Below are 18,119 nucleotides of genomic sequence, written 5' to 3' on the forward strand. Positions count from 1 at the left end.
GGAGGGTTAGCCCTTAAAAGTCATGGCGTATAAACCGCCGCGCAAAACATCTGTGTTTAACCAAAAGCTCTGCGAATAAATAGTGTTACTAAAAAACATAATTAATACTCCTAACAAAGTTGAATTCCAAATACTCTACTTTCGTAAAAGCCGTTCGCTGGCTTGTAGAGTCAACTTGTCGCTCGATTCCTTGGAGAATTATCCTTCCTGGATAGACTAAGTGTCGCTAAGCACCATTGCTTACCCGACGAAAGCTATTATAGATAAATGTAGCTTTATTACAAGCTTTTTATTTAAAAAAGCTTAAAAAGCCCTCTTTCCGTAATTTTATTACAGCAATTACTGAAGAAAGCTGCTTCTGGAGTCCTATTGTCGACCAGAAACATCATATTTGTGTGCAATGAAAGTAAGAAAGCCGGCGAAAGATGCCGGCTTTTAAAAACGACTGGATGACCTAATTGCTACGACAGGTCATATAAGTAAATAAGCCCACTAAGGGTGTTGCTGTAGGCGTACCATATTGAGGGTGCCCCTCGGTTGCGCTACCTGCAATATCTAAGTGTGTATAAGCAATCGGCTTATCAGCATTTAAGCCATGGCCACTAAGACCCGACGCTTCAATCAAGAATGCAGCCGGATACTGATGACCGCGTGCCGTCACTGATGAGGGGGCATTATTTGACGACAACATATCTGCAGCCGCTGAAGGATCGACTATTTTACTAAAGTCATCACGACGCAATTGCGTCACTTCAATCGGCTCCCCCCAAATCAATGCTTGCTCTTGCATGCTTGATGCGACGTTTGCCTGCTTGGCAACACTGTTTTCAACCGCTGCAGTGTATCCGCCAAAGCATCGCACCACATGACCCGTTAATGTCGCCACAGAGAACATCTGTGGGTTAACAGCATGAACAGCCTTTAAACGCAAATGCGATAGCAGATCGGCTAGCACCAAACGTCCCTCAGCGTCAGTATTACCAATACGGACACGTTTACCCGCATGGCAGGTGATGATCTCATCGGTGACAAACGCTTCACTACCGATACTGTTGCGCACTAAACCAAGCTCAGCCACAACACGGATCCCTTTAGGTTTTAGCATACTAATGGTTTTCATCAGGCCGGCAACCGCGGCGGCGCCACCTTTATCTCGGCTCATACCCGCCATACCACCAGCAATTTTCAGATCCGCACCACCCGTGTCGTAAACAACGCCCTTGCCGGCAAACAAGTAGGTGCGCTCAATCTCCCCTTCGCCGACATACTCAAGCTTTACCACTCTAGGTTGATGTCTTAATACGCCAAAAGAGGAGCGACCGACTGCACTTAATAGTGGGTAGTCTCGCTCTAAAATGTCTCTGTCTTCGATCACACTCATTGATAAGCAGGAGTTTGTTAGTGCTTCCACGCAGTAATCGGCAAAAGCTGGCGCAGACATACGCTCAGGCTCAGTACCGCATAAGTCGCGAGCAAGGTTACGCCCAGATTCTATTGCGGTTAATGTCGTGGCACAGGTTGCAGACTCTTTAGTATCAGCCAATAGTCCTATCGCCTCTAAAGGTTCATCGCCACCACCAGCTTCTCTTAGCTCCAGTGCTTGCCAAAGTTCCTGTCCACAAGCGAGTGCGGCAACCTCTGGCGCATGTTGATAACGATGCTCTGTCAGCCTATTCACTAACAGTAAAGGCCGCTTCGCTCCCGCCTCTTTCGCTAGCTTGATGCCCTCTCTCGCCGCATCGGCAAACACCCGCACATCTTGGTAGTCATCATGCGCTTTTTTAACTGGCGCGATGATCAAACGTCCCCCAGCGAGCCCTGGAGCAAACAGTAAAGTCACTGATTGACCTACGCGTTTATCAACTTTTTGACCATGACTAGCCAGCAGTGAAACTTCATCGAGCTTTATTGAGCCGAGATCTGGCGTAACCACCACCAGCGCATCCCAACCACTGCCTTCGAAAATGGCATCTTGTTCGATCACATCAACAAATATTACCGACCCCATAACCTTATCCTTCTTACTCTTTTATTTTTTGTTCTAACATTATTCCCCTATTGTGCTGAGAATACCAACGACTTTACCGCCGATGAAAACTATTGTGGAAACTTAGCCTGACAAGCTTAAATAAAAGCAACGGCAAACGACTCTGCTGCGCATTAAGACTATGCTAGACTGTCAGCAATTTCTGCCTCACTGGCAGCTGCGCGCTATAGATATTACTCGAATAGGGGATTTTTAAGTGACCACTCTTAGTCAGTTACAACCACAAGCACTTTGGCAATGGTTCGAACAGATCTGTGCCATTCCGCATCCATCTAAACACGAGCAAGCATTGAGTGCTCATATTCAAGCTTGGGCTAAAGACAAACAACTTAGTGTCATTGAAGACAAAGTCGGTAACCTTATCATTAAGAAGCCAGCGACTGCGGGCATGGAAAACCGTAAGACTGTCGTGCTGCAAGCGCATATCGACATGGTGCCGCAGAAAAACGCAGATAAAGTACATGACTTTGAGAAAGATCCAATCGAAGCCTATGTCGATGGCGACTGGGTAAAAGCCAGAGGTACGACTCTAGGTGCCGATAACGGTATTGGTATGGCTTCTGCCCTAGCGATACTCGGCGCGGATGATATCCCTCATGGCCCACTAGAAGTGCTACTAACGATTGACGAAGAAGCGGGCATGACTGGTGCATTCGGATTAGAAGCTGGCATGCTAGATGCCGAGATCTTAATTAATACCGACTCTGAACAGGAAGGCGAGATCTACATGGGCTGTGCTGGCGGCGTCGATGCGCAGTTAAGCCTACCTATGGTTTGGCAATCACCAGAGCCGACTAATGCCAGCTATAAACTGTCTATATCTGGTCTTAAGGGTGGCCACTCTGGCGTAAACATTCACCTCGGCCGTGGTAACGCTAACAAGCTTTTGGCTCGTTTCCTATTTGCCAACGCCGATGAACTTGCTATTGAACTAACGCAATTTACTGGCGGCTCACTGCGTAATGCGATTCCACGGGAAGCTGAAGTTAGTTTTATGCTACCAGCAGAGAATCTCCCTTTATTACAACAACGAGCAGAACAGTTCCAAACATTAGTCCGTGAAGAGTTAGCAATTGCCGACCCAGAGCCTGTGCTCACGCTGGAAGAGATCCCCGCGCAAAAGCAAGTGATGAGTGAAGAGTCACAACAGATCTTAATTGATCTGCTTAATGCTTGCCCTAACGGCGTTATTCGCATGAGCGACGAAGTGGAAGGCGTAACAGAAACCTCCCTTAACGTGGGTGTTATCAGTACCGATGAGAACAGCGTACAAATTCTTTGCCTGATCCGCTCACTTATCGACTCAGGTCGTGAAGAGGTTGAAGGTGTATTAAGCTCGCTGGCAAATCTTGCAGGTGCAAACGTTGAGTTCAGTGGTGCCTACCCTGGCTGGAAGCCCGATAACAGCTCTCCAGTAATGGCAAGCGTGCGTGAAACCTACGAAGCGATTTACAACAAAGAGCCAACTATCATGGTGATCCATGCAGGCCTTGAATGTGGATTATTTAAGAAGCCTTATCCAGAGATGGATATGGTATCTATCGGCCCAACAATTCGTTATCCTCACAGCCCAGATGAAAAGGTTAACATCACTACCGTTGGCCAATATTGGAAGCTGTTGTTGGCCGTGCTAGAACGTACGCCCGTTAAAGGTTAATGCTACCTTAACATCGAAGTAAAACCTAAAAGGCCACTTAGCAATAAGTGGCCTCTTTTATATCTAACAAACTATTTTTAACTATACGCCTAAAAGCCTAAGTCCATCTGCGAGCTATCCACATTGCTATCTTCTGTTGTAGTACTGTTCGATGCCAGCCCCACTGAAACGCCAAGTAAGCGAATTCCCCGCTCATGCTGCCTCTCCATCGCTTGCTCGAGTAACTGGTAAAACAGCTTTACCGAAATCTCGTCGCTACGGTGCTCTATGGTTGTCTGTTTAAAATCCTCAAACTTTATTTTGACCACTTGCTTATGAATCGTTCTATCTTTCGCGCTGCGACTCACGCGTGCCCCCAACTCCTGAATAAGTTGTGGCATCACGGCACGACACTGCTCTAACGTGTGAATATCTTTTGCCAAGGTGGTTTCCACCCCAACCGACTTCCTCTCCCTATTGGGAGAAATACTTCGCCTGTCGATACCTTTGGCCCTTTCAATCAACACACTGCCAAACTTACCAAAACGCTCAATCAACTTAGGCTCAGGGTAAGCCTGAATATCACTGCAAGTATGCAGACCAAGCTCTGCAAGCTTTTTAGCGGTAACCTTGCCCACGCCTGGTATTTTTATCAAGGGCAGAGTTTTAACAAACTCATCAATCATGTCCGGTCGAATCACATACTGTCCATTGGGTTTATTAAGATCGGAAGCTATCTTCGCCAAAAACTTCACTGGTGCGATACCGGCCGAGGCAGTGAGACCCGTCTCGGCTAGAATATCAGCTCGAATAGCCTCGGCGATTAAAGTTGCAGAGCCTTTGCAATGAGGGCTGTCGGTCACATCAAGGTAGGCTTCATCTAGCGATAGTGGCTCGATTAAGTCGGTGTAACGCTCAAATACCGCTCTTATCTGGCTGGATACTTCTTTATAGACCTGCATACGCCCAGGAACCAAAATCAAGTCGGGGCACAACTTTAATGCATAACCTGATGCCATCGCCGAGCGTACACCAAACTGGCGCGCCTCGTAGTTACAGGTACTGATCACCCCCCGGCGATCACTGCGTCCACCTACGGCAATCGGTTTGCCTCTTAATTCGGGAAAATCACGCATTTCCACTGCAGCGTAGAAGCAATCCATATCTACATGAATAATTTTTTGCAAGCCAATATCCTCCGAAAAGAATATTACTGTATATAAAAACAGTATTCAATGTAAAGCACACAGATCTAAATGCGAATCCTCAACGCGCGTTTACACTATGATCGCTACCTTGGTGTTACATTTTAGGCTTAGGATAAAATAGCTGAGTTAACATCGTTAGCTCGTCTGCAGATAAGATGGAACTAAGCTTTACGAAGCTAGGTATTGTTTGATTTAAACCTAGCTGTAGCTGTTCATCATTGGCTTGTGCTTCTAGGCGCTCGATATACTCTACGAGGTAATCAACCTGAAATTGGTTATTGGCATCAAGATGAGTTTCTTCTGCATTAACAACTAACATCGCTTACTCCCCCAACAGCCTAATATAATGTACTCATACTGAATGCCTCGATCTCTTGGCGATGCGAACGCGGTGAAATCAATGTTGTTGGCATTATCAGGCTATAGATTAAAGCAAGGCAGCTGAATACTAGCTGTATAAGCAATATATAAAATGGTCGTTTATTGGCAGACAATTAATAACAATTGGCGGTTTTATTGAGGCAAAAAAAAAGGCGCTATTAACGCCTTTTCTAGAACAAGTCTTACTCTACATTTTACTCTGTAGATAATTTTGCAAACCCACCTTGTCAATCAAGCCAAGCTGCTTCTCAAGCCAATACATGTGATCAGACTCGGTTTCCTCAAGCAGGACCTCTAAGATCTCTCGAGTTTCATAGTCACTCTTTTGCTCACAAAGCGCTATCGCACTACGTAAGTTATCCGCAACATGATACTCATAAGCTAAGTCATTTCTAAGCATCTGCTCAGTATCTTTACCAATATTAAGCGGCTCTCTGCTCGCCACATCAGGCGTGCCTTCAAGGAACAAGATACGTTGCACTAACTTCTTCGCGTGCTCTCTTTCATCATCTGACTCATGAGAGATCCGTTCATGTAGCTCATTAAGCCCCCAGTCTTCATACATCAAACCATGGACGAAGTATTGATCCATTGCAGAAAGCTCACCGGTGAGCAGTTTATTTAATGTGTCTATGACTTCTTGATTACCTTTCATAACTGGCTCCAGTTAGCTCATCTTTGACTGCAAGTAGTTTTGAATACCCGTTAGCGATATAAGCTCTAACTGAGCCTCGAGCCAATCTAAGTGCTCCTCTTCATCTTCTAACAAGTCTTCGAGAATATCCCGGCTCACATAATCGGCCTCAACCTCGCATAAAGCGATCGCCTCTCTAAGGAGAACCAGCTCTTCTTCCAACATGACTTTGTCACACTCAAGCATCTCTTGGCTGTGCTCACCAATGCGAATTTTATCTAGCTGTTGCAGATTAGGTAGCCCTTCAAGAAACAACACTCGCTCAATCAGTTTGTCGGCATGCTTCATGTCCTGAATGGACTTCTTGTAAGCCTTCTCATCTAGCTCACCTAACCCCCAATTCTTATACATGCGTGCGTGAAGAAAATACTGATTAATCGCAGTCAACTCGCTGGTCAACACTTTATTGAGCTGACTAATGACCTTAGGCTGTCCTTTCATCTGTTCATCCTTAGTGAAAATTGATCTATGTCAATATTTACAACCTAGAACAAAAAACACACAAATACAAATAAAGTTTATATTTCAAAGTGTTACTAAAGAAAACAATTATCATTAGCACTACAATTCCCAAGTATTGTTGAGCGATAGCTAATGAGTCATTTATCTTGGGAAACTAAGTAATTAGCACTAAAAAGAGTGACTGAAGCAAACAAGTTTAAAGCACACGAGGAGCACAGATATTAGCTCAAGCAGTAACGAAGACGGGATTAAGTAAAAAATGATATAAAAAAGGCCCCTAAAAGGAGCCTTAATCTACGTAGCGTTATCGAGCTAGATAATACGGTTCTGCGCTAATTTTTCACGGCGCTCTTGTTCAGCCATTCTGGCTTTACGCTTATCGCAAGGATCATCACAATCACAGGCTTTCTCGATCCCGAGTGCACCTAGGCCGCCACAACTTCCGGCAACCGCTTTCTTCTTTAGCAAATAACCGATCGACATTAAGAAAAAGAATGCTAGTAATACGACAAATGCCGCAATAAATGTGCTCATATTCGACTCCAACTACTGAGTAACGAAAGGTTTGAAGGCTTCGCTATAGAAAACCTTAAAGCCATCATCTTGCTTTTCAATTAGCATTATCGCTAGATGCTCACGTTTAGCAAGTTCTAATGATGCTTTTGTGCCCAAAACCATCATAGCTGTGGCGTAGCCATCTGCGATCATAGACTGTTCATGCAATACGGTAACCGAAGCTAGCCGGTGATTTATCGGGTACCCGGTGCGTGGGTCAATCAAGTGAGAAAAACGTTGTCCGTCTTCTTCGTAATAATTACGGTAATCACCGGATGTCGCCATTGCCATGTTCTTTGGCGAAATCACCTGCTGTACAGCAGTGCCTGAATCTGATGGCTGCTCTATTGCGATACGCCACAATGAGCCATCGGCTTTAGTGCCTCTAAGGCTAATTTCACCGCCAATCTCAACCAGATACCCGGTTGGATGATACTTATCTAATAACGCCGCGATTTTATCGACACCAAAACCTTTGGCGATAGACGAGAGATCCACATAGATGTCTGGATTCTGCTTGCTGATCCTATTGCCATCGATCTCTATCGCATCGATCCCCGTACGCTCCATTGCAGCATCGATCTGCTGTTGCGATGGGATCTGAGTCGGGCGCTTATCGGGCCCAAAGCCCCATAAGTTCACTATAGGACCTAATGTAATATCGAGCGCCCCATCGGTATTTTTGTATAGCTCAATACCTGTCTCAATGACGGTCGCGGTATCGGCCGATACTTGCATCCGTTCGCGGCGGGTCATTTGATTAAACTGAGACAACTCTGAATCAGGACGGTAAGTCGACATCTGATTGTTAACCTTTTCAAGGGCTAAATCGATCTCGGCTTGCAGTAACTGTGCATCAGGCATAGTTTCGCTGGGCACGACCTTAATATGATAAGTCGTCCCCATTGTGTTGCCAGACAATGAAATCACTTCAGCTTGTTTAGAACAACCTGAAATAAAAAAGGCTAACCCTATAAGGGCCAGCCAATTTACTAAGGTCTTAACCATTTTGACCTAAATCTCCAATAAGAGAGAGGTTAGCCACCGAAGTCATCCAATAGGATGTTTTCATCTTCGACACCAAGATCTTTAAGCATACCGATTACAGCTGCGTTCATCATTGGTGGGCCACACATGTAATACTCACAATCTTCTGGCGCTTCATGATCACGTAAGTAGTTCTCGTACAGTACGTTATGAATAAAGCCAGTGTATCCGGTCCAGTTATCTTCAGGCTGAGGATCAGACAGTGCAACATGCCATTGGAAGTTGTCATTATCTGCCGCTAGGCCATCGAAATCTTCAACATAGAACATTTCACGGCTAGAACGTGCACCATACCAGAAGCTCATCTTACGCTTAGACTTAAGACGTTTAAGTTGGTCGAAGATATGAGAACGCATTGGCGCCATACCCGCACCACCGCCGATGAACACCATTTCAGCATCGGTATCTTTAGCGAAGAATTCACCAAATGGACCAGAAATCGTCACCTTATCACCAGCCTTTAGGCTCCAGATATACGATGACATCTTACCACAAGGTAGAGAAAGATTGCGTGGTGGCGGAGTCGCAATACGTACATTCAACATGATGATCCCTTCCTCTTCAGGATAGTTCGCCATTGAATATGCACGGATTGTTTCTTCGTCAACCTTAGACTCTAGCTTGAAGAAGCCAAAGTGCTCCCAGTCACCACGGTATTCTGCTGGTACGTCAAAGTCAGCATACTTAACATGATGAGCCGGTGCTTCAATCTGAATATAGCCACCTGCACGGAAAGGCACAGACTCGCCGTCAGGGATCCCAAGCTTAAGCTCTTTAATGAAAGTAGCTTTGTTATCGTTAGAGATAACTTCACACTCCCACTTCTTGATGCCAAAGATCTCTTCTTCTAGCTCGATTTCCATGTCAGATTTAACGTTTACCTGACAAGATAAACGACAGCCGCCGCGGGCTTCACCCTTAGTGATATGGTCTAGCTCAGTTGGCAGAATATCACCACCACCTGACTTTACGATAACCTTACACTGGCCACATGAGCCACCGCCACCACAAGCTGACGATACGAAAATACCGTTATCAGCAAGTGCACCCAACAGCTTGCCACCTGCTGCAGTTTTAATTGCTTTATCTGCATCTTCATTGATGCCAATCGTAATATCACCACTTGGTACTAACTTAGATTTGGCAAACAAGATGACCAAAACCAAAATCAATACAATCGCGGTAAACATACTCACACCGAGATATACATCGATTGGTGTAGATTCAAGAATACCCATTAACTTATCCTTAAAGGTTCAAATTAAGACGTCGTTATGGTGCCTCTATTACAGAGACACACCAGAGAACGACATGAAACCTAGAGCCATCAAACCAGCGGTAACAAAGGTAATACCTAAGCCGCGCAGCCCATCAGGAACATCAGCATATTTTAACTTTTCACGAATACCAGCCAGTAGCACAAGTGCTAATGCCCAACCGATACCAGAACCTATGCCAAACACCAAGCTTTCACCTAGGTTGTAGTCACGCTCAACCATGAAAGATACCGCACCAAAAATTGCACAGTTTACAGTGATTAGCGGTAAGAAAATCCCCAACGCATTGTATAGCGGTGGGAAGTACTTATCTAATGTCATCTCAAGGATCTGAACCAAAGCTGCAATCACACCGATAAAGGTAATGAACTTCAAGAAGCTCAAGTCAGCATCTGGCACCCCAGCCCAAGCTAGTGCGCCTGGAGCGAGTAAACCTTGATAAATAATTTGGTTAACAGGAACTGAGATAGCCAGTACCACGATAACTGCTACACCTAGACCCATGGCGGTGGTGACTTTCTTAGAAACAGCTAGGAAAGTACACATACCAAGGAAAAAGGATAACGCCATGTTTTCAATGAAAACAGAACGAATCAATAGACTAATATAATGTTCCATTATGCTTATCCTTTTGCTTCTACTTGCTCTGGCTTAATAGTACGAATAATCCAGATCAGTGCACCAATCAGGAAGAACGCACTAGGAGGCAGAAGTAATAGGCCGTTAGGCTGATACCAGCCGCCGTCTGAAATCTTACTTAAGATTTCTACGCCGAATAATGAACCATTACCAAATAACTCACGTACGAAGCCAACTGACAGCAAGATCGCACCGTAGCCTAGACCATTACCGATACCATCCATGAAACTCATCATAGGAGGCGTCTTCATCGCATAGGCTTCTGCACGGCCCATAACGATACAGTTAGTAATAATCAAACCAACGAATACCGATAGCTGCTTAGCAACGTCGTAAGCGTAAGCCTGTAGTACTTGGTCAACCACGATTACCAAAGATGCAATAATGGTCATCTGGACGATAATACGAACGCTGCTTGGAATGTGATTACGAATCAAAGAGATAAATAGATTCGATAACGCACATACTGCTGTGAGTGCGATTGTCATTACCAAAGCCGTTTCCATTTTACTGGTTACAGCCAAAGCACTACATACACCCAAGATTTGCAGAGCAATCGGGTTATTGCTGAGGATAGGTCCGGTTAGAACCTGTTTAAGTTCTTTAGCATCAGCCATTAGCTAAGCCCTCCATTGCGAGCCTTCTCGATAAAGCGCGCAAAACCTTCTTCACCTAACCAAAATTCAAGTGAGTTCTGAACACCGTTACCCGTTAGCGTTGCACCTGACAGCGCATCAACACCGTATGGTGATGCTGCAACAGCAGGGTTCTTAGTGACGCTAATTGCAAGTTCACCCTTGTCATTGTAAAGCTTCTTACCCGTCCACTTTGCAATCCACTGAGGATTTTGAACTTCGCCACCTAGACCTGGAGTTTCACCAGAACCGGTAAAGCTGTAGTAAACCAAGCTACGAATGGTGTTTAAATCCGGTTCAACGGCTAAGAAAGCGTACATAGTTGACCATAGGCCATAACCTTTAACTGGAATAATCACAGTCTGTAGTTTTTGGTTATCGTCATGAACTAGGTAAACAACCGCTTCATTAGCAACACGCTTAACCGATGCAATATCGTTTTTAGGCACAAAAGACGTTGCAGGTGTACGCGCCGCTTTATCAGCATCGAATGCGTTTGCATCACCTTCAACAAAGTCACCCGTTTTAAGGTCGACTAATCTTGCTTCTACATACTTGTCGTATGTCGAAAGCACTTGCGATTTGTCAATCTTGCCTTCTCGAGGGTTGATTAAACCAGCCGCTTCAAGAATGTACTTTTGCTTATCGAGTAGCTTGTTTTCCTGCTGAGTCGGCTTCAGCAATACTGCCGCAGTCGAAACGAACATAGAGCAGATGAAACACAAGCCAACAACAACAAACAGTGTTCTACCGAAAGAATCTTTATTACTAGCCACGAGCAATCCTCCGCTTAATATTCGACTGAACCACGAAATGGTCAAATAATGGAGCAAATAGATTCGCGAACAAGATAGCCAACATCATACCTTCAGGGAAGGCTGGGTTGATAACGCGAATGAATATCGCCATAGCACCGATAAGAATACCGTAAGCCCACTTTGCATTATTAGTGAAAGACGCCGAAACAGGGTCTGTCGCCATAAACATCATACCGAAAGCGAAGCCACCTAATACAAGGTGCCAGTACCAAGGCATTGCAAACATTGGGTTAGTATCGCTACCGATAAAGTTAAGTAGGTAAGAAACGGCAATCATGCCGACCATCACACCACCGACGATGCGCCATGAAGCGATACGGGTATAGATGATAACTGCACCACCAATCAAGATGGCTAGAGTCGATACTTCACCAACAGATCCTGGGATGAAGCCGAAGAAGGCGTCCCACCAGTCTGCCGTTAGACCATATTCCAATGTGCCTTGCGCCGCTTGGCTCAGTGCCGTTGCACCAGAGAAGCCGTCAGCAACAACCCAAGTAGTGTCACCAGACATGTTTAGCGGATAAGCAAAGAATAGGAATGCTCGGCCAGCCAATGCAGGGTTAAGGAAGTTACGCCCTGTACCACCGAAGATCTCTTTCGCAACGACCACACCAAAGGTGATACCTAGTGCAACCATCCATAGTGGAATTGTTGCTGGCAGCGTCAAAGCAAAAAGAATCGAGGTTACGAAGAAACCTTCGTTAACTTCATGACCACGGACAGAGGCAAATAAGACTTCCCATATGCCACCCACGGCAAATGTCACTGCGTAGATGGGCAGGAACCAACAGGCACCGTACCACATCAATGCGGCAATACCAGAGCTTGCTGTCAATTCCGTACCAAACATTCCAAACAAGGCGACTTGCCATGTATCTGGAGTTGGAAAACCTGCAGCAAGTGCTTCTTGCGCCTGAAGGCCAACGTTATACATACCTACAAACATCGCAGGGAATGCACAAGCCCAGACCATAATCATCATACGTTTTAGATCTAAGTTATCACGAACGTGGGTACGTCCCTTGTTCACTAGACCTGGCGTGTAAAAGACAGTGTATGCAGCTTCAAAAAGCGCATAAAACTTCTCGTATTTTCCGCCTTTTTCAAATTGCGGTTCAATATTCTCGAAAAACTGTTTTAAGCCCATTAGCCTTCCCTCACTATCGTATCTAAGCAGTCACGTAGATATGATGCATAGTCATATTTACCAGGACATACGAAAGTACACAGTGCTAAATCCTCTTCATCTAACTCCAGTGCACCTAAAGTCGCAGCGCCATCATAGTCGCCAGAAACTAGGTCACGAAGTAGCATGGTAGGAAGAATATCTAGCGGCATAACACGCTCATAGTTACCGATTGGTACCATGGCGCGATCTGAACCACCTGTGCTCGTCGTCATGTTAAACATGCGAGAAGGTGAAAGGTGACCTAAGAATGCACGAGTGATAGAGAACTTTTTAACACCAGGCATGGCCCAGCCAAATAGTTCTTTTTCAGTGCCCTCTTCCAACAAGCTCACCTGATTATGGTAACGACCAAGATAAGCATGTGGGCCCGTTGCGTTGCGGCCATTTAAAACCGAACCTGAAATACAACGAACATTGCCCTGTGCCACTTCGCCGTCAGTCAACTGCGCCATAGAAGCACCCACTTGGGTACGAACTAGACGAGGCTTAAGCGCTTTAGGGCCACCGATAGCCACTACACGTTGCGTATTTAGCTCACCAGTCACAAATAGCTGACCGATAGCAATGACGTCTTGATAGTTGATGTGCCACACTGTTCTGTTAGCAGAAGCAGGCAATAGGTGGTGAATATGTGTGCCGGGCAATCCTGCAGGATGCACTCCAGCAAACTCTTCAACTTGAGCATTGGCAGCAGGAATGTCTGCACCAGGAGCCTTACAAAGGTAAACTTTACCTTCAGTTAGCTTAGAAAGAAGCTTTAAGCCATTTTCAAAATCTGCTTTATGCTCTGCAATCACGATAGCAGGATCGGCTGCTAGTGGTTGCGTATCAATCGCAGTTACAAAAATACCAGCGGCGACAGAGTCGACAGCGGGTACTCGACTAAAAGGGCGTGTTCGCAAGGCAGTCCACAAGCCTGATTGAATCAGGTTGTCACGCACTTGCTGCGAATCAACCGCATCGATTGCAGTGGCGTCATATTTAGCGAAAGAGATAGATTCATCCCCTTCTACATCAATAACAACAGACTGCAGAACACGTTGAGCGCCCCGGTTAACTTCGGAAATTATGCCACTGGCTAAAGCAGTATATATTACGCCAGGATTCTTTTTATCTTCAAAGATAACCTGACCTTTCTTAACTTTGTCTCCCACCTTAATTTTCATGGTAGGACGTAAGCCAATATACTCTTCACCCAAAGTAGCTACGTGTTTGATGGCCGGGCCATCATGGATAACTTGCTCTGGCCCGCCTGTTATAGGCAGGTCCAATCCTTTCTTTATTGTAATCATATCCACAAGCACTACGTTATGAAGGAAAGACAATGCGCCGCGTTCCTGCTAAACACACAAGTTTAAAACAAACTATTAACGTGTTGAGCTAGCGCAGATTTATCACGGAAATGCGACAGCAATCACGCTAGTCGCGCGCATTTTACCGCAAATATCACAAGGTAGCCATGAAAAATGTGTCTGTTTTGAAAGCTTGCGTACGTTTTGGTTACAAACTAGCAAGGTATAGGAAGAGATTAAGACTTTACGAATGTAGCTGCAGGCCACATTCTCCATACAATTAAAAGGGTTAACTAACTTCGCTCTCATCATAACAGCAAAAAGATTACATCAAATAATAAAAAATTCCATTTTTTCTAACTGCACATTATTTGAGCTAACGAATTCTCTATCACAAACATTTTCATCTGTTAAAAAAGCTATTTAGCTGCCAAATTAAGCACCAACAGTTTATTAACAACCCAGGCAGCTACAGCCGTTCCCCAGCAACTCAGAACACCAAAAACAAGCATCTCATTGAGATTATCACTAAAAGTTGTGAAAATAATTGCCTAACATAATAGAAAACGGCCGTAGCCGCTTTCTATTCAGCGAACATTGCCAATATGCGCATTTATAGACCGTCTAAGATCTCAGCACTTAACGCTAAGTCGTCGTTACGGTTTACATTGACTCCAGCTGAAATGATGTTTCGGGCTATCTCTTTTGCTTGTTCAAGCGAGTGCATCTCATAGGTGCCACACTGATACTCATTGAGTTCAGGAATATCTGATTGCAAAGCGACCTTAAGTACGTCCTGCATCGCAGCAAGCCAAGCATCGGCAACAACAGACTCACTAGGCGTACCAATAAGGCTCATATAGAAGCCTGTACGACATCCCATGGGGGAAATATCGATGATCTCAACACTGTCTCCATTGAGGTGATCACGCATAAAACCAGCAAACAGATGCTCTAAAGTGTGAATACCTCGCTCACTTAAGATCTCTTTGTTAGGCGCACAAAAACGCAGATCAAATACCGTTATCGTATCGCCTTTTGGCGTCATCATGGTTTTAGCCACACGAACCGCAGGTGCATTCATTCGAGTATGGTCAACGGTAAAACTATCTAATAACGGCATATTCATTCTCCAAATTCGCTCTAACTTGCTGATGAGCATAGGTTAAGCTACTGCCTAAATCGACTGTAAGCATCTTCTGAGATTAAGTGATACTTACGTACCCCCGCTTCGTAGTCAATATAAGCATCATAAACTTTTTTCATAGTTGCATCCTGCATGGACTGCTCTGCTATTACTTGCTTAGATAACACAGCGAGCTGAGCCATCACTTCATCGGGAAATTGCTTGATAACCACACCGTGTTCATTGACTAAAGATTCCAGAGCAGCAATATGACGGGTGGTGTACTCATCTAACATATCTTGGTTGATCGCTTTCGCTGCCACTTTCACTATCGCTTGCAGATCCGCCGGCAAAGCGTCAAAAGCTTCTTGATTAACAAGAAACTCTAAGGTCGTTCCAGGCTCATGCCAGCCAGGGTAATAGTAAAACTTAGCTGCCTTATGTAAGCCAAAGGCTAAATCGTTAAAGGGACCCACCCACTCTGTCGCGTCAATTGCTCCGGTTTGTAGCGCCGTATAAAGTTCACGCCCAGGCAAAGTGACTGGCACGCCACCGGCTTTTTTAAGCACTTCTCCACCGAGCCCAGGTAGACGCATCTTCAGGCCTTGCAGATCTGCCATGGAGTTGATCTCTTTATTAAACCAACCGCCCATTTGCACGCCTGTGTTGCCACCAGCAAGTGGCATGATCCCAAAGGGCTGATACACTTCCTGCCACAACTCCATGCCACCACCGTAGGTCAGCCAGCCATTCATCTCCTGAGCATTTAGCCCAAATGGAATCGAAGTAAAAAATTGCGCTGCAGGTACCTTACCTTTCCAGTAATAAGCCGCACTATGGCCCATCTGCACCGTGCCTTGGCTGACTGCATCGAATACTTCAAATGCGGGCATGAGCTCTCCTGCACCGTAGACTTTTACTACAAGTCGGCCATTTGACATCTGGGTGACCAACTGGGCAAAACGCTCGGGAGCCATGCCAAGTCCAGGAAAGTTTTTCGGCCATGAGGTCACCAGCTTCCACTCTATCGGTTTAACATCTGTGGCATTCACAACCCCCTTATGGACATCACCAGACTCCTGCTGGCAACCGCCTAACAATAAAGCCGAAAGGGCGAATAGCGTTCCTAGTAAAAATCTCATAGCAGTATCTCCATTACTTTCATCAGTCAATATTACCCTTTTCTAAATCACAACAACTCAGCCATAAATCTGCGCAGGTAGCCAAGTTATTAATGCAGGCCAAATACTCAGCACCAACAACAGCAAGAGTTGCATCAATACAAAGGGCAAAACGCCACGATAGATCTGAGCGCTACTGATCAACTCTTTAGTTACTCCACGTAAATAAAATAGAGCAAAACCGAAGGGCGGGGTTAAAAATGAGGTCTGTAGATTGACGGCTATCATTATCCCCAACCAAATAGGATCTAAGCCCATCGCAAGCAAAATCGGTGCAACCAGAGGCACGACAACGAAGGTAATTTCGATAAAGTCGAGAATAAAACCCAACAAAAAAATCACCAACATCACTAATAGAGTGGCTCCAATGACTCCTCCAGGCATACTGGTAAACAGCTGATGGATTAGCGCTTCGCCGCCTAAGCCTCGAAACACCAGAGAGAATATAGATGCGCCAATCAAAATCAAAAACACCATAGAGGTCACTTTAACTGTGCTTATCATTACCTCTTTAAGCACGGCTAACTGCAATTGCCTTTTACTCAACGCAATCACTAACGCACCAAATGCTCCCACAGATGCGGCCTCTGTCGGCGTTGCTACACCAAACAGAATTGAGCCAAGTACTAGGAAAATAAGCACAAGTGGCGGCATTAAGGCGTTAATGATCCGCATGATAAAGCTGAGATTTACAGGCTGGATCTGTGTGGGCTTTGGAAAGCTATCGGGCTTTAACTTGATTAAGATGAGGGTATATACGCAGTACATACCCAAAAGCAGTAATCCTGGCACGATGGCGCCAGCAAACAGATCGCCGACCGATACCGACTTTGGACTAAATATTCCCATCGTTAACTGCGCTTGCTGATAGGCATTAGATAGCACATCGCCAAGCAAGACGAGGGCTATCGATGGAGGAATAATTTGCCCTAAGGTACCGGTCGCACATATTGCCCCAGCGCTAAAGGCTGGATCATAACCCCGCTTCAATAGAGTCGGCAGCGACATTAGTCCCATGGTCACAACCGTTGCTCCGACAATCCCTGTACTCGCCGCCAGTAACATACCGACAAAGAATACGCTAAAGATAAGGCCACCACGAAAGCGGCCAAACAACTCTGCCATACTGGTTAATAGCTGCTCGGCCACCTTTGACTTTTCGAGTACTACACCCATAAATACAAACAGCGGCACCGCCATTAGAATCGAGTTATTAATGATCCCAAACAGCCGATTCGGTAGCGCGCCAAGCAGCGCAGCATCGAATACCCCGATGAACTGACCTATTCCCGCAAACATCAGTGCAACACCAGCCAAGGTGAGTGCCACCGGATAGCCAAGCATCAAGACAACACAAACGGTGATAAAAAGTAAGATAGCCACTAACTCACCTCTCGGGGTGATAAAAATAGCGCCTTACCATGGCGAGCCAAGTCGACAACGCCTTGCAATATGAGGCTCATAGGTAACATTAGTAATAGGGATTTTTGCAAGTAAACGAAGGCAAGCCCCCCCGCCTCGACCGACATTTCGCCATAGCGCCAAGAGGCTATCACGTAGTCAAAGCTCATATAGGCAATAAATAGAGAAACGGGAAATAGGAACACTAGCGTGCCGATAAAATCGACCCAATGTCGGCCTTTATCAGAAAAGCGGCGATAAAAAATATCCACGCGAACGTGGGCGTCATGCTTAAGGGTGTATCCAGCGGCTAAGGTAAACAGCGCACCATGCAAGTAAAGCGCAGTTTCTTGAAGTGCTGTCGCGCCAATATTAAATGCATATCTTAAAATCACTACCAATAAGGTAATGACCACCATAAACAGGGTAAACCAACTTATCCAACGCCCTAGGGCTTCAGTAAAATTTTCTAGCAGCTTTATCATCAACAAGTATAGCCAAAATCAAACACAACCCATTGATAACAGA

The 18,119-nt window shown here is 45.3% G+C and carries 18 protein-coding genes; 1 reads left to right on the forward strand and 17 read right to left on the reverse strand.

Going from position 1 to position 18,119, the window contains the following annotated elements:
- Positions 1–454: 454 nt before the first annotated feature.
- Complete coding sequence (locus tag K5Q92_RS19180) at positions 455–2,008, reverse strand: leucyl aminopeptidase family protein (protein ID WP_220770488.1); 1,554 nt, start codon at positions 2,006–2,008, stop codon at positions 455–457.
- 235 nt (positions 2,009–2,243) lie between these two features.
- On the opposite strand from K5Q92_RS19180, the gene K5Q92_RS19185 reads away from it, so the two are divergent.
- On the forward strand, positions 2,244–3,704 hold the full coding sequence (locus K5Q92_RS19185; RefSeq protein WP_220770489.1) for an aminoacyl-histidine dipeptidase: 1,461 nt from the start codon (positions 2,244–2,246) through the stop codon (positions 3,702–3,704).
- An 89-nt stretch (positions 3,705–3,793) separates the two neighbouring features.
- Here K5Q92_RS19185 and dinB read toward each other — a convergent pair whose 3' ends face one another.
- The 16 genes from dinB to K5Q92_RS19265 form a co-directional block, all read right to left on the reverse strand.
- Positions 3,794–4,870, reverse strand: a complete 1,077-nt coding sequence (gene dinB, locus K5Q92_RS19190; protein WP_220770490.1) for a DNA polymerase IV — start codon at positions 4,868–4,870, stop codon at positions 3,794–3,796.
- 115 nt (positions 4,871–4,985) lie between these two features.
- A complete protein-coding gene (locus tag K5Q92_RS19195; RefSeq protein ID WP_220770491.1) occupies positions 4,986–5,210 on the reverse strand; it encodes a hypothetical protein in 225 nt (74 codons plus the stop codon).
- A 249-nt stretch (positions 5,211–5,459) separates the two neighbouring features.
- A complete protein-coding gene (bfr, locus tag K5Q92_RS19200) occupies positions 5,460–5,927 on the reverse strand; it encodes a bacterioferritin (RefSeq protein WP_220770492.1) in 468 nt (155 codons plus the stop codon).
- Positions 5,928–5,939: 12 nt separating this feature from the next.
- Positions 5,940–6,407: a bacterioferritin gene (gene bfr / locus K5Q92_RS19205; protein ID WP_220770493.1), complete on the reverse strand. Its 468-nt coding sequence runs from the start codon at positions 6,405–6,407 to the stop codon at positions 5,940–5,942.
- A gap of 333 nt (positions 6,408–6,740) precedes the next feature.
- Positions 6,741–6,962 (reverse strand): (Na+)-NQR maturation NqrM, encoded by a 222-nt coding sequence (nqrM, locus tag K5Q92_RS19210; protein ID WP_220770494.1) that lies wholly within the window; start codon positions 6,960–6,962, stop codon positions 6,741–6,743.
- 12 nt (positions 6,963–6,974) lie between these two features.
- Complete coding sequence (locus K5Q92_RS19215; RefSeq protein WP_220770495.1) at positions 6,975–7,991, reverse strand: FAD:protein FMN transferase; 1,017 nt, start codon at positions 7,989–7,991, stop codon at positions 6,975–6,977.
- Positions 7,992–8,020: 29 nt separating this feature from the next.
- Positions 8,021–9,268 (reverse strand): NADH:ubiquinone reductase (Na(+)-transporting) subunit F, encoded by a 1,248-nt coding sequence (gene nqrF, locus K5Q92_RS19220; RefSeq protein WP_220770496.1) that lies wholly within the window; start codon positions 9,266–9,268, stop codon positions 8,021–8,023.
- Between the two features lie 48 nt (positions 9,269–9,316).
- Positions 9,317–9,925 carry an NADH:ubiquinone reductase (Na(+)-transporting) subunit E gene (gene nqrE, locus K5Q92_RS19225; protein ID WP_220770497.1) on the reverse strand — a complete coding sequence of 203 codons (609 nt, stop codon included), beginning with the start codon at positions 9,923–9,925 and terminating at the stop codon, positions 9,317–9,319.
- A gap of 5 nt (positions 9,926–9,930) precedes the next feature.
- On the reverse strand, positions 9,931–10,563 hold the full coding sequence (locus tag K5Q92_RS19230) for an NADH:ubiquinone reductase (Na(+)-transporting) subunit D (RefSeq protein ID WP_220770498.1): 633 nt from the start codon (positions 10,561–10,563) through the stop codon (positions 9,931–9,933).
- On the reverse strand, positions 10,563–11,357 hold the full coding sequence (locus tag K5Q92_RS19235; RefSeq protein WP_220770499.1) for a Na(+)-translocating NADH-quinone reductase subunit C: 795 nt from the start codon (positions 11,355–11,357) through the stop codon (positions 10,563–10,565). Before K5Q92_RS19235 ends, K5Q92_RS19230 begins: the two co-directional genes overlap by 1 nt.
- Positions 11,350–12,549, reverse strand: coding sequence for an NADH:ubiquinone reductase (Na(+)-transporting) subunit B (locus K5Q92_RS19240; RefSeq protein ID WP_220770500.1), 1,200 nt, complete (start codon positions 12,547–12,549; stop codon positions 11,350–11,352). The genes K5Q92_RS19235 and K5Q92_RS19240 overlap by 8 nt, the downstream gene beginning before the upstream one ends.
- The gene (locus tag K5Q92_RS19245) at positions 12,549–13,883 is read right to left on the reverse strand and encodes a Na(+)-translocating NADH-quinone reductase subunit A (RefSeq protein ID WP_220770501.1); all 1,335 of its coding nucleotides are present in this window, start codon (positions 13,881–13,883) and stop codon (positions 12,549–12,551) included. Before K5Q92_RS19245 ends, K5Q92_RS19240 begins: the two co-directional genes overlap by 1 nt.
- A 613-nt stretch (positions 13,884–14,496) precedes the next feature.
- Entirely contained in the window at positions 14,497–15,006 is a 510-nt protein-coding gene (gene luxS / locus K5Q92_RS19250) for an S-ribosylhomocysteine lyase (protein ID WP_220770502.1), read from the reverse strand.
- A 47-nt stretch (positions 15,007–15,053) separates the two neighbouring features.
- Positions 15,054–16,151 (reverse strand): TRAP transporter substrate-binding protein, encoded by a 1,098-nt coding sequence (locus K5Q92_RS19255; protein ID WP_220770503.1) that lies wholly within the window; start codon positions 16,149–16,151, stop codon positions 15,054–15,056.
- A 57-nt stretch (positions 16,152–16,208) separates the two neighbouring features.
- A complete protein-coding gene (locus K5Q92_RS19260) occupies positions 16,209–17,573 on the reverse strand; it encodes a TRAP transporter large permease subunit (RefSeq protein ID WP_220770504.1) in 1,365 nt (454 codons plus the stop codon).
- Entirely contained in the window at positions 17,573–18,076 is a 504-nt protein-coding gene (locus K5Q92_RS19265; RefSeq protein ID WP_220770505.1) for a TRAP transporter small permease subunit, read from the reverse strand. Before K5Q92_RS19265 ends, K5Q92_RS19260 begins: the two co-directional genes overlap by 1 nt.
- Positions 18,077–18,119 lie beyond the last annotated feature (43 nt).

It is taken from the genome of Shewanella sp. MBTL60-007, from assembly GCF_019654915.1.
GTDB lineage: Bacteria > Pseudomonadota > Gammaproteobacteria > Enterobacterales > Shewanellaceae > Shewanella.

Excerpts from the sequence above, each read along its gene's own strand:
- K5Q92_RS19180 (WP_220770488.1), bottom strand. The coding sequence starts at position 2,008 with ATGGGGTCGGTAATATTTGTTGATGTGATCGAACAAGATGCCATTTTC.
- K5Q92_RS19195 (WP_220770491.1), bottom strand. The coding sequence starts at position 5,210 with ATGTTAGTTGTTAATGCAGAAGAAACTCATCTTGATGCCAATAACCAA.
- bfr (WP_220770492.1), bottom strand. The coding sequence starts at position 5,927 with ATGAAAGGTAATCAAGAAGTCATAGACACATTAAATAAACTGCTCACC.
- bfr (WP_220770493.1), bottom strand. The coding sequence starts at position 6,407 with ATGAAAGGACAGCCTAAGGTCATTAGTCAGCTCAATAAAGTGTTGACC.
- nqrM (WP_220770494.1), bottom strand. The coding sequence starts at position 6,962 with ATGAGCACATTTATTGCGGCATTTGTCGTATTACTAGCATTCTTTTTC.
- K5Q92_RS19215 (WP_220770495.1), bottom strand. The coding sequence starts at position 7,991 with ATGGTTAAGACCTTAGTAAATTGGCTGGCCCTTATAGGGTTAGCCTTT.
- nqrF (WP_220770496.1), bottom strand. The coding sequence starts at position 9,268 with ATGGGTATTCTTGAATCTACACCAATCGATGTATATCTCGGTGTGAGT.
- nqrE (WP_220770497.1), bottom strand. The coding sequence starts at position 9,925 with ATGGAACATTATATTAGTCTATTGATTCGTTCTGTTTTCATTGAAAAC.
- K5Q92_RS19230 (WP_220770498.1), bottom strand. The coding sequence starts at position 10,563 with ATGGCTGATGCTAAAGAACTTAAACAGGTTCTAACCGGACCTATCCTC.
- K5Q92_RS19240 (WP_220770500.1), bottom strand. The coding sequence starts at position 12,549 with ATGGGCTTAAAACAGTTTTTCGAGAATATTGAACCGCAATTTGAAAAA.
- K5Q92_RS19245 (WP_220770501.1), bottom strand. The coding sequence starts at position 13,883 with ATGATTACAATAAAGAAAGGATTGGACCTGCCTATAACAGGCGGGCCA.
- luxS (WP_220770502.1), bottom strand. The coding sequence starts at position 15,006 with ATGCCGTTATTAGATAGTTTTACCGTTGACCATACTCGAATGAATGCA.
- K5Q92_RS19255 (WP_220770503.1), bottom strand. The coding sequence starts at position 16,151 with ATGAGATTTTTACTAGGAACGCTATTCGCCCTTTCGGCTTTATTGTTA.
- K5Q92_RS19265 (WP_220770505.1), bottom strand. The coding sequence starts at position 18,076 with ATGATAAAGCTGCTAGAAAATTTTACTGAAGCCCTAGGGCGTTGGATA.